This window comes from Plantibacter sp. VKM Ac-2885 (assembly GCF_015351205.1).
Taxonomy (GTDB): Bacteria; Actinomycetota; Actinomycetes; order Actinomycetales; family Microbacteriaceae; genus Plantibacter; species Plantibacter auratus.
The window spans coordinates 1749822-1771053 of sequence record NZ_JADKSK010000001.1; the positions used below are offsets into that span (position 1 = coordinate 1749822).

Consider the following 21232-nt stretch of genomic DNA (forward strand, 5'->3'; position numbering starts at 1 on the left):
TCAGGGATGGCTGGAAGGCCGCAGGGCCGGAACCCCCAGAATGCTCTGAGCGGTTCCGGCCCGGCGCGCCGCGGAGGCGGCGGTGGATCCGTTCGGTGCTACTCGGCGACGCCGAGCACCGTGTGGGTGAGCTGCGACAGCGGCTCGGAGAGGGCGTTCACCTGGTCGGAGAGCTCTTTGCGCTGCTCCTCGGTGACGGTGTCGTAGCTCACGAAGCCGCTGTCGAGGCTGCCGTACTTCGCGAGCAGGTCCTGCAGCGCCGTGAACTCGGTCTCGATCTGGCCGACGAGCTTCGTGCCGGCGTCACCCTTGCTCGCGGCGATGTCCTTGACGTTGCCGAACGCGACCTCGGCTCCCTGCACGTTGGCCGCGAAGTCGTAGAGGTCGGTGTGGGACCACCAGTCCTCCTCACCGGAGATCTTGCCGACGGCGACCTCGTCGAGGAGACCGATGGCACCGTTCGAGATGTCGCCGAGGCTCACGGTGAAGTCCTTCTCGGAGACGAGGTCGAACAGCTGCTGCACGTCGTCGACGAGACCGGTGGCGAACTGCTGACGCTGTTCCGGCGTCGACGGCGTCCAGTCCGTCAGCGCGCTCGTGCCGTCCGAGTTCAGCGCGTCGGCTGCCGGTGGCCAGAGGTCCTTCTCGATCCGGTGGAAGCCGGTCCAGTCGAGTCCTTCAGCCACGGCGTCGACCTCGCGGTAGTCGATCTTCGGGTCGAGGTCGCCGAACGCCTCGGCCGTCGGCTCGATGCGTTCGTACGAGACGCGCGTCGTCGCGAACAGCTGACGGGCGGTCTCGTCGTCGCCGGCGGCGTACGCGTCGGTGAAGGCCTTCACCTGCGGCACGAGTTCGGCCACCTGCGACTTGATGTAGGCGACGTAGTTCGTCACGGCCTGGTCGGTGAGCGCCTGCTCGTCCTTCGAGACGGCGGCGTTCTCGCCCGTCACGGTGAACTCGGCGAGGCCGACCGGTGCGCCGACGAGCTGGAACTTGCAGGCCGTGTAGTAGGTGCCGGGGTTCAGCTGTGCGACGTAGGACACCGTCTGGCCCGGCGTCACGTTCTCCTTCTCGCCGACGATGCGCAGCTTGTCCGAGGCGAGGATCTCGAACTCGTTGACGTCGGTGCCGTTGTTGGTGATCGAGAAGGTCACGGCACCGGCCGTCGCCTTCGCCACGGACACCGAGCACGAGTCGTCGGTGATGGCGACGGTGAGCGCGTCGCCGCCGGTCTTGTTCGGGACGCATCCCGTGAGGGCGAGGGCGAGGACGCCCGCGCCGGCGAGGCCGGCGATGATGCGGTGCTGCATGGAGACTCCTGTCGGAAGGTGCTGGTGCTTGGTTCGTGGTGGGGCGGGGACCGGGTCAGGCGTTCGTCGCGACCGGGGTCGTGACCGCCGTCGGGCGCCGACGGCCGAGACCCGAGACCCGGATGAAGCAGACGAGCGTGACGATCAGGTACAGCAGCCACGCACCGAACTGCGCCCAGGTCGGGGCAGGGGTGAAGTTGAAGAGTCCGCCGAGGACGGTGCCGTACCAGCTCGTTGGAGGGATGATCGCGCTCAGGTTGAACGCGGCCTGCCCCCAGCCGGGGATGACGCCCGCTTCCTGGAGGTCGCCGACGCCGTAGGCGAGGACGCCGGCAGCCACGACGACGAGGAAGAGCCCCGTCCACGTGAAGAAGGTGCCGAGGTTGATCCGGACGAATCCGCGGTAGATGAGATACGCGATGACGACGGAGGTGAGGATGCCGAGGAGCGCGCCGATCGAGCCGACGACGGCGCTCTCACCGGAGTTGACGCTCGCCCAGATGAAGAGGGCGGTCTCGATGCCCTCGCGGCCGACGCTGATGAAGCCGAGGACGACGATGCCGATCGCCGATCCGGCGACGGCGGCGTCGAGTCGTGACTCGAGGTCGTGCTTGAGCTCTCGGGCGTTGCGCCCCATCCAGAAGATCATCCAGGTGACGAGCCCGACGGCCAGGATGGAGAGTCCGCCGCCGAGGATCTCCTGCGCCTGGAAGCTCAGCCCGTACGGTCCCCAGGTGAGGATGGCACCGACGCCGAGCGAGACGACGATCGCGACGGCGACGCCGAGCCACAACCGGGGGAGGACGTCCCGGCGGCCGAGCTTGTTCAGGTAGGCGACGAGGATGCCGACGATGAGGCCGGCTTCGAGGCCTTCGCGGAGGCCGATGAGGTAGTTCGCGAGCACGTGACCGGACTTTCGGGCGTCGAGCAGGCGGTCGCCCGGGGGAGGCCGTCGTCTGCGGGGTGGGGATGCATCCGAGGGCGCGCCGGGCGGGGACCGTGGTCCGGGCGGGGCGCTGCGACTTCGGAACGCGGTTGGGTAAGGCTAACCTTATCCGACGTCGACCATAGCGCCTGATGCTGAGGCTGTCCAGATACAATCGGCGGATGACCGATCCGGCCCCCGACCCCAGCCTCCCAGACGGCCGCACGGTCGGCGACGACCGCTGGTTCCCGCCGACACCGCCGCAGCAGGACGCACCGCACGAGCAGTCCACGGCGTCGCGGGTGATCGGGATCGTCCTCGCCTTCCTCGTCGGTCTGGCGTACGGCGCCATCGGCACGGTCGCGCACGCCTGGGCGCCCTCCGTCCTCGGTGTCGCCCTCCCGGTCGGACTGGTGCTCGGGATCCTCGGCGTGGCCATGCTCCTGGTGGGACTCCGCATCGTCCTGGGAGACCGGCTCGCAGCGTCGGCAGCGGCGCTCGGGGTCATCCTCATGATCGGGATCCTGCTGCTCGAGAGCACCGGCGGCTCCGTCCTCATCCCGCAGAGCGTCTCGGGCCTCGTCTGGACCATCGCCCCCGGTCTCATCGCCGTCCTCGTCGTGGCGTGGCCGAAGCTCCCGGAGCGCGCCCGCAAGCGCGACGACCGTCCCGCGGGACCGGCGCCCGAACCGTTCCCCGTCTCGCCGCAGGCGTAGACTGGACAATTCAGTGCTCGTGAAGGGAGCCACCCGCCCGTGACCTACGTGATCGCCCTGCCGTGCGTCGATGTGAAGGACCGCGCCTGCATCGACGAATGCCCCGTCGACTGCATCTACGAGGGTGAACGGTCGCTCTACATCCACCCCGACGAATGCGTCGACTGCGGTGCGTGCGAGCCGGTCTGCCCGGTGGAGGCCATCTACTACGAGGACGACCTTCCCGAGGAGTGGGCGGACTACTACAAGGCCAATGTCGAGTTCTTCGACGAGATCGGTTCCCCGGGTGGGGCGGCGAAGGTCGGCGTGATCCCCTCGGACCACCCGCTCATCGCCGCGCTGCCGCCACAAGCCCACGAGTAGTCGCGTGGCACTGCAGCCGCTGCCCGACTACCCCTGGGACCTCATGGTCCCGTATGCGGAGCAGGCCCGTCGCCACCCCGACGGCATCGTCGACCTCTCGATCGGTTCGCCGGTCGATCCGACTCCCGGCCTCATCCGGGATGCGCTCCGGGCGGCCACGGACGCACACGCGTACCCGACCACGGTGGGGACGCCCGAACTCCGGCAGGCGATCGTCGTCTGGTTCGCGCGCCGTCGTGGTGTGGAGGGGCTCACCCTCGACGCCGTCCTCCCGACGATCGGCTCGAAGGAACTCGTCGCGCTGCTCGCCTTCCTCCTCGGCCTGGGCGCCGGCGACACCGTGGTCCACCCGGTGGCCGCCTACCCGACGTACGCGGTCGGCGCGGCGATCGCCGGAGCCGAGGCGTTCGCCTCCGACGACCCCGCCGAATGGCCGGAGAGCACCCGGCTGGTCTGGCTGAATTCCCCCGGCAACCCCGACGGCCGTGTCCTGTCGGTCGACGAGCTGCGTGCGGCCCGAGCCAGAACCCGCGAACTCGGCGCCGTCCTCGTGGGCGATGAATGCTACGCGGAACTCGGCTGGGAGGGGGAATGGTCCGACACGCCGACCCCGTCCGTGCTCGATCCACGCGTGACCGACGGCGACACCGAGGGTGTCCTCGCGATCTACTCCCTGAGCAAGCAGTCCAACCTCGCCGGCTACCGTGCCGCGTTCCTCGCGGGCGACGAGCGCCTGGTGCGTCGGCTGGTCACCGTCCGGAAGCACGCGGGTCTCATGCTGCCGGCCCCGTTGCAGGCCGCCATGGTCGCGGCGCTCGGCGACGACGCCCACGTGGCGGAGCAGAAGGCCCGGTACCGCGCCCGCCGTGAGGTGCTGCTCCCGGCAGTCCGCGAGGCCGGGTTCCGGGTCGACCGCAGCGAGGCGGGACTGTACCTGTGGATCACCGAGGGCCAGGACGCCTGGGTCAGTATCGACCGCCTGGCGTCGATCGGTGTCCTGGCGGGTCCAGGGGTGTTCTACGGCGAGGCCGGACCGCAACACGTGCGGCTCTCCCTGACCGCCTCAGACGAGCGCATCGCGGCCGCCGCGGCCAGACTTCGGGGACTCCGCCCGATTTCGGGGTGAACTCCAAGGAAGTCGCCGGATCACTGTGGGAAACAGCAGTAGGGTCCGAAGCCGATTAGGCTGTATGTGACACGCCGTCGTATCGGAGGGCGATGTCGAGTCCCTATCGCACAAAGATATGAGGAGGCGCCGTGGGCGACGTCGAGAAACAGGCTTCCACCGAGACGCATCAGGTCACCCTGAACTACCCCGGCGGAACGGCCGAATTCCCGATCCACCAGTCAGCCCAGGGCGCGTCGAGTATCGACATCTCCTCGCTCACGCGGCAGACCGGCCTGACCACGCTCGACTACGGGTTCGTCAACACCGCTGCGACCAAGTCGGCGATCACGTACATCGACGGCGACCAAGGCATCCTGCGCTACCGCGGCTACCCGATCGAGCAGCTCGCCAAGCAGTCGACCTTCCTCGAGGTCGCCTGGCTGCTCATCCACGGGGAGCTCCCGACGGCCGACGAACTCGGCGGATTCGACGAGAAGATCCGGCGCCACACGCTTCTCCACGAGGACCTCAAGCGGTTCTTCTCGGCGCTCCCGCACACGGCGCACCCGATGGCCGTCCTGTCGAGCGCCCTGCAGGCCATGTCGACCTACTACGAGTCGGACGCCAATCCGCACGATCCCGACCACGTCGAGCTCACGACGGTCCGCATGCTCGCAAAGCTCCCGGTGATCGCCGCCTACGCGCACAAGAAGTCGGTCGGGCAGGCGTTCCTCTACCCCGACAACTCGCTGAGCTTCGTCGACAACTTCCTCAAGCTGAACTTCGGCAATCTCGCCGAGCCGTACGAGATCGATCCCGTCCTGTCGAAGGCGCTCGACCTCCTGCTCATTTTGCACGAGGACCACGAGCAGAACGCCTCGACCTCCACGGTCCGCCTCGTCGGCTCCACCGGAGCGAACCTCTACGCCTCCGTGTCCGCCGGTATCAACGCCCTGTCGGGTCCGCTGCACGGTGGCGCGAACGAGGCTGTCCTGCAGATGCTCGGCCGGATCCAGGAGTCCGGCGAGGGCGTGCAGCGCTTCGTCGACCGCGTGAAGAACAAGGAAGACGGCGTGAAGCTCATGGGCTTCGGGCACCGCGTCTACAAGAACTACGACCCGCGCGCCAAGCTCGTCAAGGAGAGTGCCGGCGAGGTGCTCCGGGCGCTCGGCATCAACGACCCGCTGCTCGACCTGGCTCAGGAGCTCGAGCAGATCGCCCTGGAGGACGACTACTTCAAGGAGCGCAAGCTCTACCCGAACGTCGACTTCTACACCGGCGTCATCTACAAGGCGATGGGCTTCCCGACGCGGATGTTCACGGTGCTCTTCGCCATCGGACGCCTGCCCGGGTGGATCGCCCACTGGCGTGAGATGAACCTCGACCCGCAGACCAAGATCGGGCGCCCGCAGCAGCTGTACACGGGTTCGCCCGAGCGTCCCTTCCCGACGCGCTAGTCCCGTCCGGTTCGGTCCCTGAGCCTGTCGAAGGGCGGCCCCGCATCCACCTCGGATGCGGGGCCGTTCTGGGTCCCGGGAGGCCGGGTCAGGCGTGCAGTGCCGCGTTCAGCTCGACGCCCGAGCCCGAGCGGGGGAGCACCTCGACGGCACCGGTGAGCGAGTTCCGACGGAACAGGAGGTTCGGGACACCCGACAGCTCGACCGCCTTGACCGTACGCGGCGCGCCTTCGGCCGTGGCCGCAGCACCCGCGAGGACGACCTTGGTGCCCGCGGTCACGTAGAGACCCGCCTCGACCACCGAGTCGTCGCCGATCGAGATGCCGATGCCGGAGTTGGCGCCGAGGAGGGCGCGCTGACCGATCGCCACCCGCTGCGTCCCGCCGCCGGAGAGCGTCCCCATGATCGACGCACCACCCCCGATGTCGCTGCCGTCGCCGACGACGACGCCCTGCGAGATGCGTCCTTCGACCATCGACGCGCCGAGGGTCCCGGCGTTGAAGTTGACGAAGCCCTCGTGCATGACGGTGGTGCCCGGTGCCAGGTGGGCGCCGAGCCGGACGCGCGAGGCGTCGGCGATCCGGACCTTGTCGGGCGTCACGTAGTCGAGGAGTCTCGGGAACTTGTCGATGCCGGTCGCGTGGATGCCGGCGCGGAGGAGCGACGGTCGGAGGCGGTCGAAGTCCGTGGGGTGGACGGGGCCGGCGTTGGTCCAGACGACGATGGGGAGGTGCGCGAAGACGCCGTCGAGCGAGATCGTGTTCGGCTGGACGAGCAGGTGGCTGAGCAGGTGCAGCCGCAGGTAGGCGTCCGGGGTGCTCTGCGGAGCGGCCTGCAGCTCGATCTCGACCGTGACGATGTCGATGCGGACGGCCCGGCGCTCGTCGTCGGTCGCGAGGGCCTCGAGGTCTGCGGGGGCGATCCAGCGATCGCGGCCCTCGGGGATCCGTCCGAGCGAGGGCTCGGGGAACCAGGTGTCGAGCACGGTGCCGTCGGCGGCGATGGTCGCGAGGCCGGAGCCCCAGGCGTGAGTCGGAACAGGGGTCTCGGCAGGCGCAGCGGTCATGGCTCCAGGGTACCGGCCAACACTCAGGCCGACGGCCAATACACTGGTGCCATGCCAGCCGAAGTCCCCGTACTCGACCTGTCCGTCTCCTCGGTGGAACTCACCCAGCAGCTGTGCGACATCGCCTCCGTCTCGGGGGATGAGGCCCGCATCGCCGACGCGATCGAGGCGTCGCTCGAGGGTCTCGAGCACCTGACGATCGTGCGCGACGGCGACACCGTCGTCGCTTCCACCTCGCTCGGACGTGCACAGCGGGTCATCATCGCCGGCCACATCGACACCGTCCCGATCAACGGAAACGTCCCGACCCGGTTCGAGGAGCGCGACGGCGAGGCGGTGCTCTGGGGTCGGGGGACGGTCGACATGAAGGGCGGCGTCGCGGTCCAGCTGAAGCTCGCGGCTGAGCTCACCGATCCCATCGTCGACATCACCTGGATGTGGTACGACAACGAGGAGGTCGCATCCGACCTCAACGGCCTCGGGCGTCTCGCGCGGAACCGTCCCGACCTCTTCATCGGTGACTTCGCGATCCTCGGCGAGCCGAGCAACGCCGGCGTCGAGGGGGGCTGCAACGGAACGCTGCGCGTCCACGTGAGCGCCCACGGCAAGCGCTCGCACGCGGCCAGGAGCTGGGTCGGCGTCAACGCGATCCACGCGATCTCCCCGGTCCTGGCGACGCTCGCCTCGTACACGCCACGGGAGGTCGAGGTCGACGGGCTCGTCTATCGCGAGGGCGTCAACGCGGTCGGGATCACCGGCGGCGTCGCCGGGAACGTGATCCCGGACTTGGTCACCGTCGAGGTGAACTACCGCTTCGCTCCGAGCCGGACGGGTGCCGAGGCGCTCGCCCACCTCGAGGAGCTCTTCTCCGGATTCGAGGTCGTGCAGACCGACGTCGCGGAGGGCGCTCGTCCCGGGCTCGACGCGCCGATCGCCCAGGACTTCCTGGCCGCGGTCGGCGGGACACCGGCCCCGAAGTACGGCTGGACGGACGTCGCACGCTTCTCCGCACTCGGCGTCCCCGCCGTCAACTACGGACCGGGTGACCCGCTCCTCGCCCATGCCGACGACGAGCGCGTCCCGCTCGCGCACATCGAGGACTGCGAGCGCGGGCTCCGCGCCTGGCTGACCGGGCCCGATGGTCGCTGACGCGGCCCACTCGACCGAGGTCGAGGAGCGGCCGTCGATGCTCCGGCGCTGGGCCCGCCTGCCCTGGTGGGGGCGGATCACCATCGTGTACGTGCTGTCCCGCCTGGTGACGACCGCGATGTTCGCGGTCGCGAGTCTGCTGCAGGCGCCGGACTCCCGGTTCGGCGCGTTCCCCTCGCTCGGCACGCTCGCCGCCGGCTGGGACGGACAGTGGTACTGGTGGATCGCGACGTACGGCTACCCGACCCAGCTGCCGCTCGACGATGCCGGCCGGGTCGCGGAGAACGCGTGGGCGTTCATGCCGGTCTATCCGGGGGTCGTGAAGGCGCTCTCGGTCGTCACCTTCCTGCCGTGGCCGGTCATGGCCGTGATCGTCTCGCTGTGCTGCGGCTTGGGGGCGGCCCTGCTGTTCCACCGGCTCCTGCGCATCCGCCTCGGCGACGAACGGGCGATGTTCGCCGTCGTATTGTTCTGCATCGCCCCGCTCAGCGCCCTGTTCCAGGTCGCCTACGCGGAATCGATGTTCCTGCTGCTGCTGACGCTCGCACTGCTCCTGCTCGTGACGCGCCGGTACGGCTGGCTCCTCGCGGTCATCCCGGTCATGGCGTTCACCCGCCCCGGAGTCCTGGCCTTCTCGCTCCTGCTGGGCCTCCATCTCATCGTGCGGATCGTCACCCGTCACCGCGACCCGCTCGCGCGCCGGGAGGTCGTCCTCATCCTCGCGGGCGGGGCCCTAGCCGCCGTAGCCGGATTCGCGTGGATGGTCATCGCCGGTCTCGTCACCGGGACGCCGGAGGCCTACCTCGAGACGGAGCTGGCGTGGCGGGCCGCCTTCATCGGGGAGCAGCCCCTGGTCCCGTTCTCCGCCTGGATCCAGGGAGGTCAGTTCTGGTTCGGGGATGGTCCGGGCATCGCCGTCGTCGCCGCGATCTTCGTCGGCTCCGTCGTGCTCCTGTTCCTCCCGCCGGTGCGCCGGCTCGGTGCCGACCTGCGGTTGTGGGTGGGGTCCTACCTCCTCTACCTCTTCGCGGTGTTCTTCCCGCAGACGAGTGTCTTCCGGCTGCTCGTGCCGGTCTTCCCGCTCCTCGGTGCGGTCGCCGTCCCACGGAACCGCTGGTACCGCGGTGGCGTCGTCATCCTCTCGCTGGCGTTGCAATGGTGTTGGATCTTCGTCATGTACGGCCTCGCGAACGCGTATTGGACCATTCCCTGAGCGCGGATCGGGCGTCATCCTGCGCCTCGCCGCGCTCAGGATTATCACGAGCCCCCGTGATACGAGATAATGGGGGTCAGTCGAATAACGAGAGGGGACTCGCATGGCCGCAATGAAGCCACGCACCGGAGACGGGCCAATGGAGGCCGTGAAGGAGGGTCGGCTCATCATCGTGCGAGTGCCTCTTGAAGGGGGAGGGCGTCTCGTCGTGTCGGTCAACGACGCAGAGGCTCAGGAACTGCACGATGCACTCGCGGGTGTGGTGAGCGCGGGCTGAACCCCGTCACCGACGCCGCATGAGCCGAGAACCGGCCGTCATCACTGCTCTCAGAGTCAGGATGGCGGCCGGTTCGTCGTCGTACGGAGGGCTCAGAGGTTCGGTTTGGTGATCTGCAGGAGGCCGTCGCCGGCGGGGGACAGGGCGCTGACGACCGCGTCGGACGCGGAGATCTCCTGGACGAGCGAGCGGAAGAGTCCTGTGGTCTCGTCCCGCTGAGCCGGATCGGCCACGCGGCCTCGCCAGAGCGCATGCGGGACGAGCACGGTGCCGCCGGGACGCACCAGACGGAGTCCGTGCTCGACGTACTCGATGACCGATCCCGGGTCGCCGTCGACGAGGACGAGGTCGTAGGAGTTCTCGTTCATCCGCGGCAGGACGTCGAGCGCGCTGCCGGTGATGAGGCGGATGCGATTGGTCGTGATGCCGGCCTCCGTGAACGCCGCGCGTGCCTGCTGCTGGTGCACGATCTCGGTGTCGATGGACGTCAGCACCGCGCTCGTGGCGCCGCGGAGCAGCCAGAGCCCGGAGACACCGGTGCCGGTCCCCACCTCGACGATGGACTCCGCGCGGGTGGCCGCGGCCACCACCGCGATCTGCGCGCCGATCGCGGGAGAGATCGGTTCGACACCCAGTTCGTGCGCGTGAGCGCGCGCCGTGAGCATCGCCGCGCTCTCGACGACCACGTCGCCCGCGTACTTCCAATTGAGATTGTGTTCTGACACCTTGCCTCCGGATCCCAGCGTATGGCCTGCAACTGCTCCGACAGCTGAGGCTCGCGCGGTAGTCTGATGTCGTGTTCGGTCTGACCTTCGACAAACTCCTCATCATCGGGGTCATCGCCGTGTTCCTGCTGGGTCCGGAACGGCTGCCGTACTACGCCTCGCAACTGGCGCGACTCGTCCGCACCCTCCGAGACCTCGCCTCCGGCGCCAAGGACCGGATGCGCGAGGAGATGGGGCCGGAGTTCGACGAGGTCGACTGGAAGAAGCTCGACCCGCGTCAGTACGATCCGAGACGCATCATCCGCGAGGCGCTCCTCGACGACGAGCCTCCGGTGACGCCGACGGTCGCGACGACCGCTCCGCTCGACGCGGCTCCCGCGGCCGCGGCCGCCGCTGCAGCCGTTCCGTCGCTCGAGAAGCCGAAATCGATCCAGGCGGCGACCGACGAGCGCCTGCGCCGACTCGCCGCCGGAGAGACCGCCGCGCCCCCGTTCGACCTCGAAGCCACCTGAGTCCGCTTCGGTCGCACACGTCCGACCCGGACGGCTCAGCTCGTGCTGACGCCGAGACGACGACCGGCGAGGCCACGAGGTCTCGCAGCGAGCCGACCGGCCAGACGGAGGATCTCGGCAGCCGCGGGATCCGTCGGATCCGAGAGGACGATCGGCAGCCCGGCGTCCCCGCCCTCCCGAAGCGGAACGCTGAGCGGGACCGAGGCGAGGAGCGGTACCGGGGCGTCCTGGCCGATCGACAGCCGCGCCGCGAGCGCCTCGCCACCCCCTGAGCCGAACAGCTGCAGGACGCTGCCGTCGGGCTGGGGGAGACCCGCCATGTTCTCGATGACGCCGTGGACGCGCTGCCCGGTCTGGCGCGCCACCACGCCGCTGCGCTCGGCCACCTCGGCGGCGGCCGGCTGCGGTGTCGTGACGACGAGCACCTCGGCGTGGGGGAGCAGCTGGCCGATGGAGATGGCGACGTCCCCGGTGCCGGGCGGGAGGTCGAGGAGCAGCACGTCGAGGTCGCCGAAGAACACGTCGGTCAGGAACTGCTGGATGGTGCGGTGGAGCATCGGTCCGCGCCAGGCGACGGCGACGGCGGTGGTGCCGTCCGTCGGTGCGTCGATGAACATGCCGATCGAGACGACCTTCACACCGTGGGCGACGGGCGGCAGGATCATGTCGCCGACCTGCGTCGGTTTGACGGCCAAGCCGTTCTCGACCAGTCCGAGGAGCCCCGGGATGGAGAACCCGTGGACGTCCGCGTCGACCAGGCCGACCCGCAGGCCGCTGGCGGCGAGTGCGACGGCCAGGTTCGCGGTCACCGTCGACTTCCCGACACCGCCCTTGCCGCTTGTGACGGCGTACACGCGGGTCAGTGAGTCCGGGCCGAACGGGATGCCGCGGGCGCTGCGGCCGCCACGCAGGCGCTCCGTGAGTGCCTGACGCTCCGCCGTCGTCATCACTTGGACGTCGACCGCGACGCTCGTCACCCCGGGGGTCGCCGCGGTGGCCTCACGCACGTCGCGCTCGATGCTCGCCGCTGCCGGGCAGCCGACGATCGTGAGCTTGATGGTGACGTCGGCGGCCCCGGTGTCGTCCACCGTGATCGGGCCGACCATGTCGAGTTCGGTGATCGGTTTGCGGATCTCCGGGTCGATGACTCGGGCGAGCGCGGTCCTGATCCGCTCGGCGAGGCCGATGTCAGCCGCGCCGGCGTCAGCCACGCCGACGCTCGGGCCCGTCGTGTTCGGGCTGGTCGGTGCGATCCCGATCGAGTTCCTCGAGGAGGGAGCGCAGCTCGGCGCGGATGAAGTCCTTCGACGCCATGTCCTTGAGGGCCAGTCGCAGGGCGACGACCTCACGGGCGAGGTACTCGGTGTCGGCGAGGTTGCGTTCGGACCGCTGACGGTCCTGCTCGATCTGCACGCGGTCGCGGTCGTCCTGTCGGTTCTGGGCGAGCAGGATCAGCGGCGCCGCATACGAGGCCTGGAGCGACAGCACGAGGGTCAGGGCGACGAAGCCGATGTCGACGGAGTCGAACCGGAGGGCGAGTGGACCGTAGGTGTTCCACGCGATCCACAGGATGACGAAGAGGGTGAGGCCGAGGAGGAACCACGGCGTGCCCATCGCCCGGGCGATCCACTCGGTGAACCGGCCGAAGCGGTCGCGCGAGGCCGGGGCGCGGCGGATGGAACGGACGGAACTCCGAAGCCCCTTCGGAGCGTCGAGCCGGACCTCATTGCGGGGAGCTCGTGCCACGACCTGCCCTCCTTCCGTTCGATCCGAGCCGCTGTTCCGACGCCGGGAGTTCATCGTTCTCGTCGATGCTGCGCCAGTCGTCCGGGAGCAGGTAGTCGAGGACGTCGTCGATCGTCACGACGCCGAGGAGCCGGTGCTGTTCGTCGACGACGGGTACCTGGACGAGGTTGTAGCTCGCGAGGATCCGCGAGACCTCGGCGGCGGAGGTCCGCACGCCCACCGGATCGAGGCTCTGATCGAGCAGGGTCCCGAGGCGCTCGTGCGGCGGGTAGCGGAGCATGCGCTGGAAGTGCACCATTCCGAGGAAGCGTCCCGTCGGCGACTCGTACGGCGGCAGGGTGATGCAGACGCCGGCCGCCAGCGCCGGCGCCAGCTCGGAGCGACGGATCGACGCGAGGGCCTCCGCGACGGTGGCGTCGGCGGAGAGGATGATCGGCTCGGTCGTCATGAGGCCACCTGCGGTCTCCGGGTCGAACCGGAGCAGCATGCGGACATCCTCCGCCTCCTCCGGCTCCATGAGCTCGAGGAGGTGCTCACCGCGGTCCTCGGGGAGCTGGGCGATGAGGTCGGCCGCGTCGTCCGGCTGCATCTGATCCAGGACGTCGGCTGCGCGGTCGTCGTCGAGCTGGGCGAGGATCTGCACCTGGTCCGTCTCGGGCATCTCCTCGAGCACGTCCGCGAGGCGGTCGTCAGACAGCTCCTCCGCGACCTCGATCATCCGGTCGCGCGGGAGGTCGAGGAGCGTGTTCGCGAGGTCGGCCGGCTTCAGGTCGGCGTAGGTCGCGATGAGCTGCTCGGCGGACTGGGCCTCGCCGAGCTCCTGCTCCTCGCGCAGCTCGTTCCAGGTGGCGAAGGTCGTCGGGCCCTTTACGAATGGGGAGGCGGTGGTCTTCGGGCGGCGGACGAACAGCTGCGACACCTGCCACTCGCCGGGACCCTGCTCCTCGATGGCGACGTCCTCGATCGTCGCCTCCTCGCCGGTGGCGCGGAAGACGACGCGTCGGCCGAAGAGTTCGGCGATCACCCGCACCTCGCCACCGCGCTGCTCGAATCGGCGGACGTTGATGAGTCCCGTGGTGATGATCTGCCCGGCGCCGATGCTCGTCACGCGGCCGATCGACACGAACACACGGCGTTTCCCGGGGATCTCGACGATGAGGCCGACCACCCGCGGGGGTTTGCCGGTGCGGTAGACGACGAGCACGTCCCTGACCTTGCCGACACGATCGCCCGCGGGGTCGAAGACGGTGCACCCGGCGAGCCTGGCGACGAACACTCTGGTTGCACTCACGACTACTAACCTACCCGCCGGTGGTCGGCCTGGAGTGCCCGCTCCGGGCGGGGTGAGAGGATGGAGGCATGAGTGATCCGCGACAGTTCGGCCGGAAGGGCGCCCCGGCGCTCGGCGTCATCCCGCGAGGCGAGATGGTGGCCAGCTACGAGAGCTACGAGTCCGCGCAGGCCGCGATCTCGTCGCTCGCCCACACCGATTTCCCGGTCAAGGAGATCTCGATCGTCGGCAGTGATCTCAAGAGCGTCGAACGCGTCACCGGTCGCCTCAGCTACGGCCGTGCTGCGGGAGCCGGTGCGGTCAGCGGTGCCTGGCTCGGACTGTTCCTCGGGCTCGTCCTCGTCATCTTCAACCCCGAGACGAACCTCATGCTGCTCGGCGCCGCGGTACTCATGGGTGCCGCGTTCGGCATGCTGTTCGGCATCGTGTCGTACTCGGTGACCCGCAAGCGGCAGGAGTACACCTCGGCCACGCTCGTCGTGGCGACGCGCTACGACCTCATCGTCGGCGGTGAGCTCGCGAACCGCGCACGCAACCTCCTGGAGCGCGGCCCGGAGACCGACGCGGGCTGATCCAGCCGCGTCAGGCTCCGAGCCGTCGCCCGGCGGCCGGGCTCAGCGCGCGAGCCAGGCCTCGACCTCGTCCGCGGTGCGCGGGATGCCGGCTGACAGGTTCTCCGCGCCGTCCTCGGTGACGAGGATGTCGTCCTCGATCCGGACGCCGATGCCGCGGTACTCCTCGGGGACCGTGAGGTCGTCGACCTGGAAGTAGAGGCCGGGTTCGATGGTGAAGACCATGCCGGGCTCGATCACGGCGTCGGCGTACATCTCGCGGCGGGCCTGGGCGCAGTCGTGCACGTCGGTGCCGAGGTGGTGGCTCGTCCCGTGCACCATGTACCGCCGGTGCTGCTCGTTCTCCTTCAGGAGGGCTTCCTCGGCGGTGACGGGGAGCAGGCCCCACTCGGCGGTCTTGCGTGCGATGACCGCCATCGCGGCCGCGTGCACCTCGCGGAACCGGATGCCGGGGCGGACGATGGCGAAGGCCTCGTCGGCCGCCTCACGGACGGCCTCGTAGACCCGACGCTGGACCTCGGTGAACGTGCCGGACACCGGGATCGTGCGGGTGATGTCGGCGGTGTAGTAGCTGTCGAGCTCGACGCCGGCGTCGATGAGGATGAGGTCGCCCGGGACGACCCGTCCGTCGTTGCGCGTCCAGTGGAGGATGCAGGCGTGCGGCCCGGCGGCGGCGATGGTCTCGTACCCGACGCCGTTCCCGTCGGCGCGAGCCCGCCCGGCGAAGACGCCCTCGACGATGCGCTCGCCGCGCTGGTGAGCGAGGACCTCCGGGAGTTCGGCGACGACGTCGTCGAAGCCGCGCGCGGTCGCGTCGACGGCAAGACGCATCTGCGCGATCTCGTAGGCGTCCTTCACGAGGCGCATCTCGGACACGGCGCGCGTCAGGTCGTCGTCGACGTCGACCGTGAGATCGGCGGCGTCGGCGGTGAACGCCGAGAGGTCGGCGGTCGCGACCGCGAGGTCGGCTGCCACCTGGGCGAGCGACGGACGCGCGCCGATCCAGAACTCGCCGATCGCGGCGTTCGTGTAGAACTCGTCGGTGTCGCGGCCGGCTCGCTCGCGGAAGTACAGGGTCGCGGTGTGGCCGGACTCCTCGGGATCGAGCACGAGGACGCTGTCGGGCTCGGTGTCGGCCGCCCAGCCGGTGTAGTACGAGAAGGCGGAGTGCGCCCGGTACAGGTAGTCGGTGTCGTTCGACCGTTGCTTCATCCCGCCCGCGGGGAGGACGAGACGCTGACCGGGGAACTGGGCCGAGAGGCGCTCACGACGAGCCGCTGCGAGGCCGGCGGTCTCCCGCGGCTCCGGCAGGACCTCTGGGCGGTCTGCCCACCCGGTGCCGATGAAGGCACGGAAGCCCTCGGACCAGGCGGCCGCCCGGTTGGAGGTCGCCTCGGTCTGGACGGTGTTCGAACTGGATGTGTCTGCGGAAGTCGCCATGCCTCCATTGTCGCACTGCGGTCGCGACAGGCGCCCGACCCTCAGCTCGCCGTGCGGGGGAGCAGCGTCGCGACCACGGGCCGGTGATCACTGCCCGTGCCGTCGACGTCGGTCAGGACGTGAGCCGACACCGTGACCCATCCCGGTGTCGCCATGACGTGGTCGATCGGTGCGCCGAGGACCGCCGGGAGCTCGGTCGGCCAGGTACCGAGCCCGGCTGCCGCGTCGGCCGCGGCGGCGTCGTGGCACGCGCCGAGATCGCCGACGCCGCGCAACCCGGCGAGGTGGTCAAGTGTCGCGTTGAAGTCGCCGGCCATGATCACGTCCGCGTCGTCGGTGCAGCGGCCGGCGAGATCGGCGAGCTCCGCGCGCCAGTCGGCGAGCCGACTCGGCAGTGGGGCCGTGGTGTGGACCGCGACGAGGGTCGGTCCGCGACCGAGGACCGGATCGGCGATGAGGGTCTCCGAGCGCTCGATGGCGGTCGGGCCGGTCGCCGTCGGTGCACGGACCGCATACTCGCCGAGTCCGGTGCTGATGAGGAGGCTCGTCCCTCCTGCGTCGGCGTCGGTCGAATGCGCGACCATCGGCCGTCCGGCGGCGGTCATCGCGGCGGCGACGACCGCCGCGGTGTCGGACGAGGTCTCCGGCAGGGAGACGACGTCGGCGCCCTCACGCACCGCGATCGCCGCGATCGTCCCGGGGTCGACGGCGTCGCCGAGGGTGTTCCAGGCGAGGACCGTGACCTGATCCGCGAGGTCGGTCGCCTCTCCGGCGACCATCTGGTCGTCGACCCCGCGGTTGGCCGTGACGACGGCGCCGGTGACCGAGACCGCGGCGAGGACGACCGCCAGGATGGCGGGGAGCACGCGGCGGGATCCCCGGACGAGGATCGCCGTCACGAGGCAGAGGAGGGCGCCGCCCGCGGCGGCGATCGCCACGAGGAGGCGGAACGCGCTCAGTTGGACGACGACCTGGGCCTGCTCGAGACCGAACAGCCCAGGGAGGACGGCGACGACGAGCAGGGCCGTGGTCGCGATCGCGAGCACGGCCGCGATGACGCCACCGACGGTCTTCAGCACCCGCGTCAGCGTAGGCGAGCGGTCTGGGAGTCCTCGGGGCAGGACCTGCGACTAGGGTGGAAGCGTGGTGAGCGCTCGAGACATGCACGGCCCCGCCGATCTGCACACGCACTCGAGCGTCTCGGACGGCACGGAGACGCCGACGCAGCTGATGCGCGCGGCCGGTGCCGCGGGGCTCGGCACGATCGCCCTCACCGACCACGACTCCACCGCCGGCTGGGCCGAGGCGTCCGTCGAGTCGCGCCGCCAGGGCATCACCCTGCTCCCCGGAATGGAACTGAGCACCCGCTACGAGTGGCGGAGCGTGCACCTGCTCGCATACCTCATCGATCCGTTGAACGGCGACCTGCTCCAGGAGACTGCGAAGATCCGGGAGTCCAGGCTCCGGCGGGCCGAAGGCATCGTGGCACGCATCGGTGGCGACTACCCGCTGTCCTGGGCGGATGTCCTCGCGCAGACCCGCGAAGGGGCGACTGTCGGACGGCCCCACATCGCCGATGCCCTCGTCGCCCTCGGGATCGTGGCCGACCGTGGCGAAGCCTTCGACGGCATCCTGCATCCGCGCACCGGGTACTACGCGCCGCACTACGCGCCCGACCCGCTCACCGCGGTCAAGCTCGTCCGCGCCGCCGGTGGCGTCCCCGTGATCGCCCACCCGGTCCCGGCCGGCCGCGACCGGATGCTGCCCGAGCCGTACTTCCGCGAACTCGCTGACGCGGGCCTGTTCGGGCTCGAGATCGAGCATCGCGAGAACACCGAGGAGGGGAAAGTCGTCGTGCGGCGGATCGCCTCCGAGCTGGGTCTCGTCGCGACCGGTTCGAGCGATTATCACGGAACCGGGAAGCCGAACCGCCTCGGCGAGAACACCACGGACATCGACGTGGTCCGACGCATCGTGGCCGAGGCCACCGGCTCGGCGCCCGTCCTACCCGACTGATCTGGGGCGCGCCCGGAGTGCCCTTCGACACGCTCAGGGACCGGGGTGTACTTCTCCCGGTCACTGAGCTTGTCGAAGTGCCCACGGGGGCGCAGCGGATGTGAGGGGACGCCGGTCGGAGCACCCTTCGACTGCCTCAGGGACCGGTATCCTTCGGTCATCAATCGTGTCGAGCGCAGCGCTCGCGACATGCAGAACGCCCGCATTCGGAAGGGTGCGGGCGTTCTGCGTGGCGGATCTACGCCGTGGGGGCCGGGGGAGCGGTGCGGCGCGTCCGGCTCCGGCGGCGGGGAGCGCTGTTGCCGTCGCGGTGCTCCGGACCGTGGCCGTCGTGGGTGCCTGCTGCGGGCGCGCTGCGGTCGACGGTGTCGGTCGAGGCGGCGTCGTGCGTCCGCGAGTGGACGCGGGTGCTCGGCTGGGACTCGAGGCGGGTGCTGGTCGGCTGCGTGCGGTCGCCTCCGCGTCCGCCGCGCTCACCTCCGCGACCGCCGCTGGTCCGTGAACCGTCGCGTCCGCCGCCGGTCCGCGAACCGTCGCGTCCGCCGGCGCTCCGCGAACCCTCGCGCCGCGGGGCGGGCTCGACGGCCTTCGCGGGCTTCAGTCGGCCCTTCGTGCCCTCGGCGATCCCGAGGTCGGTGAACAGGTGCGGGCTCGAGGAGTAGGTCTCCGTCGGTTCCGGCTGACCGAACTCGAGGGCGCGGTTGATGAGCGCCCACTTGTGGAGGTCGTCCCAGTCGACGAACGTGACGGCGATACCCGTCTTCCCGGCGCGACCGGTACGGCCGACGCGGTGGAGGTACGTCTTCTCGTCCTCGGGGATCGTGTGGTTGATGACGTGGGTGACGTCGTCGACGTCGATGCCACGGGCGGCGACGTCGGTGGCGATCAGGACGTCGCGCTTGCCGGCCTTGAACGACGCCATCGCCCGCTCGCGCTGCTCCTGGTTCAGGTCGCCGTGCACCGCTGCGGCGTTGAACCCGCGGTCGGTCAGTTCCTCGACGAGCTTCGCGGCGGCACGCTTGGTCCGCGTGAAGATCACGGTCTTGCCGCGACCCTCGGCCTGCAGGATGCGCGAGATCACCTCGTCCTTGTCGAGCGAGTGCGCGCGGTAGATGAGGTGCTTGATGTTGGCCTGCGTGAGCCCCTCGTCGGGGTCGCTCGCACGGATGTGGATCGGCTTGCTCATGAAGCGGCGGGCCAGGGCCACGATCGGACCGGGCATGGTCGCCGAGAACAGCATCGTGTGACGCGCGGCGGGAGTCTTGGAGAAGAGCTTCTCGATGTCGGCGAGGAAGCCGAGGTCGAGCATCTTGTCGGCCTCGTCGAGCACCATCTCGGTGATGCCAGAGAGGTCGAGGAGGCGCTGGTTGTTGAGGTCGATGAGACGGCCGGGCGTGCCGACGACGATCTGGGCGCCGGCCTTCAGCTGCTCGATCTGACCCTCGTAGGCCTTGCCGCCGTAGATGGACACGAGCGTCGTCGACCGGTTCGAGATGAGGATCTCGATGTCCTCGGACACCTGGACGGCGAGCTCACGGGTCGGGACGACGACGAGGGTCTTGACGCCGGGAGCCGGGTCGAGGCCGAGGCGCTGGACGATCGGGATGCCGAACCCGAAGGTCTTGCCCGTGCCCGTCTTGGCCTGGCCGATGATGTCCTGGCCGGCGAGCCCGAGGGGGATCGTCTGCTCCTGGATCGGGAATGGTTCGATGATGCCCTTGGTCGTGAGGGCGTCGACGATGTCCTGGTCGACACCGAGATCAGAGAAAGTCACGGAGATACCTGTCAGTGCAGTCATGGTCTACACCTTCGATTGCACACAGGTGTAGGGCCCCGATCCGACGCCGGGGCACGGCTATTCTACCCGGGACGTCCCGAGAGGCCGCTGGGCGCGCGGAACACGGCGATCGGCGCGCTGCGGATAGGGTGGTCGCATGGCTCGTTGGTTTGCACGACGTCGGCGTCCCGGCACCCAGACGCCTCGTCTGCGCTCGCGGGAGGACGCCGTCCAGGCGACCCGTGTCGACCTCCACGAGCTCGCGCCCAGCACCGCGGACTACCTCGGTCAGGTGGCGCAACTGCAGCTCGGGTTCTTCATGACGCTGTCGTTCGCGGTCGAGCACGCTCCGAACGACGCCGATCGGGAGACGGTCGCCGAGGCCGCCGCCACGGCGCTGCGCAAGCACCAGGCGCTACTCGCCTGGCTCCGCCGGACGAGCGACGACCCGGGCGCCGTGCTCGAACCCTACGCACGCACGCGGGACGAGTTCCAGGCGATCCTGCGCACCGGCACCTGGGACGAACTCCTGCTGGGCGTCCTCGTGGCGCGGGGCTTCCTCGACGAGTTCTTCGCGCAGCTCGCGCGCGGCCTGGACGGAGCGGACGCCCGCGACCTGGCCGCGATCGTCGCCCCCGGTCCGGAGGAGGACCCGCTCGTCGGGATCCTGCACCGGGTGATCGCATCGCACCCCGAGCGCGCTTCGACGCTCGCGATGTGGGGCCGTCGGTTGCTCGGCGACACCATGCTCGTCGCCAGGTCCGCCCTCGTGACCGAGAGCAAGGCGCTGCCGGACGACGCCCGGGTCGAACCGGTCTACACGGAGCTCATCGCGAACCACACCAGACGGATGGACGCGCTCGGGCTCACGGCCTGACCGGTCGTCCCCTCCGACACGACGACGCGGCCGCTCCGGGTGGAGCGACGGCGTCGATCGATCGAGCGCCTCGGGTCAGGCGGCGACGCCCTGCTGCAAGCGGGTCAGCATCGCTTCGTCCGAGGAGGTGCGGACGCGGACGAGCACGAGGTCGACCACCACACTCACGACGACGGACGCGCCGAAGGCGAGCACCCAGATCCAGCCGCCGTCCCACGCCATGCCGGCCCACGTCGCCGCGACCCAGACGACGGCGGCGACGAGCGTCGCGACCGCCGGGATGAGCGCGGCCCCGTGCTGGTCGCGGCCGGGCAGGAGGTAACGGACGGCGAGACCGAGGATGGCACCGCCGAGCACGACGAAGAGGAGTTCCATGGTCAGCCGACGAATCCGATGCGGCGGGACTCCTCGGTTCCGAGCTCGACGTAGCCGATGCCCGCGGTCGGGATGAGGTAGCTGGTGCCCTTGTCGTCCTTGAGTGCGAGCAGCTTGGCGTCCGTCTCGAGCGCGGTCTTGACCGCCTGCTCGATCTCCGACGCCGGCTGCGAGGTCTCGAAGCCGATCTCGCGAGGGCTGTTGAGGATTCCGATGCGAATTTCCACCTTGAGTGCCTTTCGGTTGCGTAGGGCAAGACTACGGGAGTCGTGGTCCTCCGACCGGCGCGGGTCGGCTGCTGTCAGCGAACAGCGGAA

23 protein-coding genes are annotated in these 21232 nt (G+C 69.8%); 11 read left to right on the forward strand and 12 right to left on the reverse strand.

The genetic code is table 11. The features are described 5' to 3' along the window. Window positions 1–98 precede the first annotated feature (98 nt). Both efeO and efeU read right to left on the reverse strand, forming a co-directional pair. Window positions 99–1310 (reverse strand): iron uptake system protein EfeO, encoded by a 1212-nt coding sequence (gene efeO / locus ITJ66_RS08440; RefSeq protein ID WP_192018202.1) that lies wholly within the window; start codon window positions 1308–1310, stop codon window positions 99–101. A gap of 55 nt (window positions 1311–1365) precedes the next feature. Beyond that, window positions 1366–2214: an iron uptake transporter permease EfeU gene (gene efeU, locus ITJ66_RS08445; RefSeq protein WP_192005229.1), complete on the reverse strand. Its 849-nt coding sequence runs from the start codon at window positions 2212–2214 to the stop codon at window positions 1366–1368. A 203-nt stretch (window positions 2215–2417) separates the two neighbouring features. Between efeU and ITJ66_RS08450 the strand changes: the two genes are divergently transcribed. From ITJ66_RS08450 to ITJ66_RS08465, 4 genes are all read left to right on the forward strand, one after another. Beyond that, window positions 2418–2951 (forward strand): hypothetical protein, encoded by a 534-nt coding sequence (locus tag ITJ66_RS08450; RefSeq protein ID WP_079705537.1) that lies wholly within the window; start codon window positions 2418–2420, stop codon window positions 2949–2951. Window positions 2952–2990: 39 nt separating this feature from the next. Then, entirely contained in the window at window positions 2991–3314 is a 324-nt protein-coding gene (fdxA, locus tag ITJ66_RS08455) for a ferredoxin (protein ID WP_079705538.1), read from the forward strand. A gap of 4 nt (window positions 3315–3318) precedes the next feature. After that, window positions 3319–4440, forward strand: a complete 1122-nt coding sequence (gene dapC / locus ITJ66_RS08460) for a succinyldiaminopimelate transaminase (protein WP_370582594.1) — start codon at window positions 3319–3321, stop codon at window positions 4438–4440. 179 nt (window positions 4441–4619) lie between these two features. Further along, the gene (locus tag ITJ66_RS08465; protein WP_064296340.1) at window positions 4620–5879 is read left to right on the forward strand and encodes a citrate synthase; all 1260 of its coding nucleotides are present in this window, start codon (window positions 4620–4622) and stop codon (window positions 5877–5879) included. Window positions 5880–5967: 88 nt separating this feature from the next. Here ITJ66_RS08465 and dapD read toward each other — a convergent pair whose 3' ends face one another. Further along, window positions 5968–6945, reverse strand: a complete 978-nt coding sequence (gene dapD, locus ITJ66_RS08470) for a 2,3,4,5-tetrahydropyridine-2,6-dicarboxylate N-succinyltransferase (protein WP_194644363.1) — start codon at window positions 6943–6945, stop codon at window positions 5968–5970. A gap of 51 nt (window positions 6946–6996) precedes the next feature. Here dapD and dapE point away from each other — a divergent pair, with 51 nt between their 5' ends. From dapE to ITJ66_RS08485, 3 genes are all read left to right on the forward strand, one after another. Then, complete coding sequence (dapE, locus tag ITJ66_RS08475) at window positions 6997–8094, forward strand: succinyl-diaminopimelate desuccinylase (protein WP_071261029.1); 1098 nt, start codon at window positions 6997–6999, stop codon at window positions 8092–8094. Next, complete coding sequence (locus tag ITJ66_RS08480; protein WP_228501535.1) at window positions 8084–9307, forward strand: hypothetical protein; 1224 nt, start codon at window positions 8084–8086, stop codon at window positions 9305–9307. The genes dapE and ITJ66_RS08480 overlap by 11 nt, the downstream gene beginning before the upstream one ends. 103 nt (window positions 9308–9410) lie before the next feature. Continuing rightward, complete coding sequence (locus tag ITJ66_RS08485; protein ID WP_079002123.1) at window positions 9411–9584, forward strand: DUF3117 domain-containing protein; 174 nt, start codon at window positions 9411–9413, stop codon at window positions 9582–9584. A gap of 92 nt (window positions 9585–9676) precedes the next feature. Here the strand turns inward: ITJ66_RS08485 and ITJ66_RS08490 are convergent, their stop codons facing one another. Beyond that, window positions 9677–10309 carry an O-methyltransferase gene (locus ITJ66_RS08490; RefSeq protein ID WP_064296167.1) on the reverse strand — a complete coding sequence of 211 codons (633 nt, stop codon included), beginning with the start codon at window positions 10307–10309 and terminating at the stop codon, window positions 9677–9679. A 71-nt stretch (window positions 10310–10380) separates the two neighbouring features. Between ITJ66_RS08490 and ITJ66_RS08495 the strand changes: the two genes are divergently transcribed. After that, window positions 10381–10821 (forward strand): Sec-independent protein translocase TatB, encoded by a 441-nt coding sequence (locus ITJ66_RS08495; protein WP_079705542.1) that lies wholly within the window; start codon window positions 10381–10383, stop codon window positions 10819–10821. 35 nt (window positions 10822–10856) lie between these two features. Here the strand turns inward: ITJ66_RS08495 and ITJ66_RS08500 are convergent, their stop codons facing one another. From ITJ66_RS08500 to ITJ66_RS08510, 3 genes are read right to left on the reverse strand one after another with little or no spacing between them, the layout of a single operon-like run. Continuing rightward, the gene (locus ITJ66_RS08500) at window positions 10857–12032 is read right to left on the reverse strand and encodes an Mrp/NBP35 family ATP-binding protein (protein WP_194644364.1); all 1176 of its coding nucleotides are present in this window, start codon (window positions 12030–12032) and stop codon (window positions 10857–10859) included. Beyond that, on the reverse strand, window positions 12025–12567 hold the full coding sequence (locus ITJ66_RS08505) for a DUF1003 domain-containing protein (RefSeq protein ID WP_071261025.1): 543 nt from the start codon (window positions 12565–12567) through the stop codon (window positions 12025–12027). Before ITJ66_RS08505 ends, ITJ66_RS08500 begins: the two co-directional genes overlap by 8 nt. Then, window positions 12545–13858 carry a magnesium transporter MgtE N-terminal domain-containing protein gene (locus tag ITJ66_RS08510; protein WP_079705545.1) on the reverse strand — a complete coding sequence of 438 codons (1314 nt, stop codon included), beginning with the start codon at window positions 13856–13858 and terminating at the stop codon, window positions 12545–12547. The genes ITJ66_RS08505 and ITJ66_RS08510 overlap by 23 nt, the downstream gene beginning before the upstream one ends. A 68-nt stretch (window positions 13859–13926) precedes the next feature. Here ITJ66_RS08510 and ITJ66_RS08515 point away from each other — a divergent pair, with 68 nt between their 5' ends. Continuing rightward, the gene (locus ITJ66_RS08515) at window positions 13927–14430 is read left to right on the forward strand and encodes a general stress protein (protein WP_194644365.1); all 504 of its coding nucleotides are present in this window, start codon (window positions 13927–13929) and stop codon (window positions 14428–14430) included. Window positions 14431–14472: 42 nt separating this feature from the next. Here the strand turns inward: ITJ66_RS08515 and ITJ66_RS08520 are convergent, their stop codons facing one another. Beyond that, window positions 14473–15870 (reverse strand): aminopeptidase P family protein, encoded by a 1398-nt coding sequence (locus tag ITJ66_RS08520; RefSeq protein ID WP_194644366.1) that lies wholly within the window; start codon window positions 15868–15870, stop codon window positions 14473–14475. A gap of 41 nt (window positions 15871–15911) precedes the next feature. Beyond that, window positions 15912–16949, reverse strand: a complete 1038-nt coding sequence (locus tag ITJ66_RS08525) for an endonuclease/exonuclease/phosphatase family protein (RefSeq protein ID WP_194644367.1) — start codon at window positions 16947–16949, stop codon at window positions 15912–15914. 82 nt (window positions 16950–17031) lie between these two features. Between ITJ66_RS08525 and ITJ66_RS08530 the strand changes: the two genes are divergently transcribed. Next, a complete protein-coding gene (locus tag ITJ66_RS08530) occupies window positions 17032–17886 on the forward strand; it encodes a PHP domain-containing protein (protein ID WP_194644804.1) in 855 nt (284 codons plus the stop codon). Between the two features lie 238 nt (window positions 17887–18124). On the opposite strand, the gene ITJ66_RS08535 is transcribed toward ITJ66_RS08530, so the two are convergent. Further along, a complete protein-coding gene (locus tag ITJ66_RS08535) occupies window positions 18125–19684 on the reverse strand; it encodes a DEAD/DEAH box helicase (RefSeq protein WP_194644368.1) in 1560 nt (519 codons plus the stop codon). A 136-nt stretch (window positions 19685–19820) separates the two neighbouring features. Here ITJ66_RS08535 and ITJ66_RS08540 point away from each other — a divergent pair, with 136 nt between their 5' ends. After that, window positions 19821–20540 (forward strand): ferritin-like fold-containing protein, encoded by a 720-nt coding sequence (locus ITJ66_RS08540; RefSeq protein WP_086473650.1) that lies wholly within the window; start codon window positions 19821–19823, stop codon window positions 20538–20540. Window positions 20541–20615: 75 nt separating this feature from the next. Here ITJ66_RS08540 and ITJ66_RS08545 read toward each other — a convergent pair whose 3' ends face one another. Together ITJ66_RS08545 and ITJ66_RS08550 are read right to left on the reverse strand one after the other, a co-directional pair. After that, entirely contained in the window at window positions 20616–20915 is a 300-nt protein-coding gene (locus tag ITJ66_RS08545) for a hypothetical protein (protein WP_079705552.1), read from the reverse strand. A 2-nt stretch (window positions 20916–20917) separates the two neighbouring features. Further along, a complete protein-coding gene (locus ITJ66_RS08550) occupies window positions 20918–21142 on the reverse strand; it encodes a DUF3107 domain-containing protein (protein ID WP_064296179.1) in 225 nt (74 codons plus the stop codon). Window positions 21143–21232 lie beyond the last annotated feature (90 nt).

What these genes read in the sequence shown, in the direction of transcription:
- ITJ66_RS08480 (WP_228501535.1), top strand. Translation starts at nt 8,084, where the DNA reads ATGGTCGCTGACGCGGCCCACTCGACCGAGGTCGAGGAGCGGCCGTCG.
- ITJ66_RS08520 (WP_194644366.1), bottom strand. Translation starts at nt 15,870, where the DNA reads ATGGCGACTTCCGCAGACACATCCAGTTCGAACACCGTCCAGACCGAG.
- ITJ66_RS08515 (WP_194644365.1), top strand. Translation starts at nt 13,927, where the DNA reads ATGAGTGATCCGCGACAGTTCGGCCGGAAGGGCGCCCCGGCGCTCGGC.
- dapE (WP_071261029.1), top strand. Translation starts at nt 6,997, where the DNA reads ATGCCAGCCGAAGTCCCCGTACTCGACCTGTCCGTCTCCTCGGTGGAA.
- dapD (WP_194644363.1), bottom strand. Translation starts at nt 6,945, where the DNA reads ATGACCGCTGCGCCTGCCGAGACCCCTGTTCCGACTCACGCCTGGGGC.
- ITJ66_RS08540 (WP_086473650.1), top strand. Translation starts at nt 19,821, where the DNA reads ATGGCTCGTTGGTTTGCACGACGTCGGCGTCCCGGCACCCAGACGCCT.
- ITJ66_RS08485 (WP_079002123.1), top strand. Translation starts at nt 9,411, where the DNA reads ATGGCCGCAATGAAGCCACGCACCGGAGACGGGCCAATGGAGGCCGTG.
- ITJ66_RS08545 (WP_079705552.1), bottom strand. Translation starts at nt 20,915, where the DNA reads ATGGAACTCCTCTTCGTCGTGCTCGGCGGTGCCATCCTCGGTCTCGCC.
- ITJ66_RS08530 (WP_194644804.1), top strand. Translation starts at nt 17,032, where the DNA reads ATGCACGGCCCCGCCGATCTGCACACGCACTCGAGCGTCTCGGACGGC.
- efeO (WP_192018202.1), bottom strand. Translation starts at nt 1,310, where the DNA reads ATGCAGCACCGCATCATCGCCGGCCTCGCCGGCGCGGGCGTCCTCGCC.
- ITJ66_RS08450 (WP_079705537.1), top strand. Translation starts at nt 2,418, where the DNA reads ATGACCGATCCGGCCCCCGACCCCAGCCTCCCAGACGGCCGCACGGTC.
- ITJ66_RS08535 (WP_194644368.1), bottom strand. Translation starts at nt 19,684, where the DNA reads ATGACTGCACTGACAGGTATCTCCGTGACTTTCTCTGATCTCGGTGTC.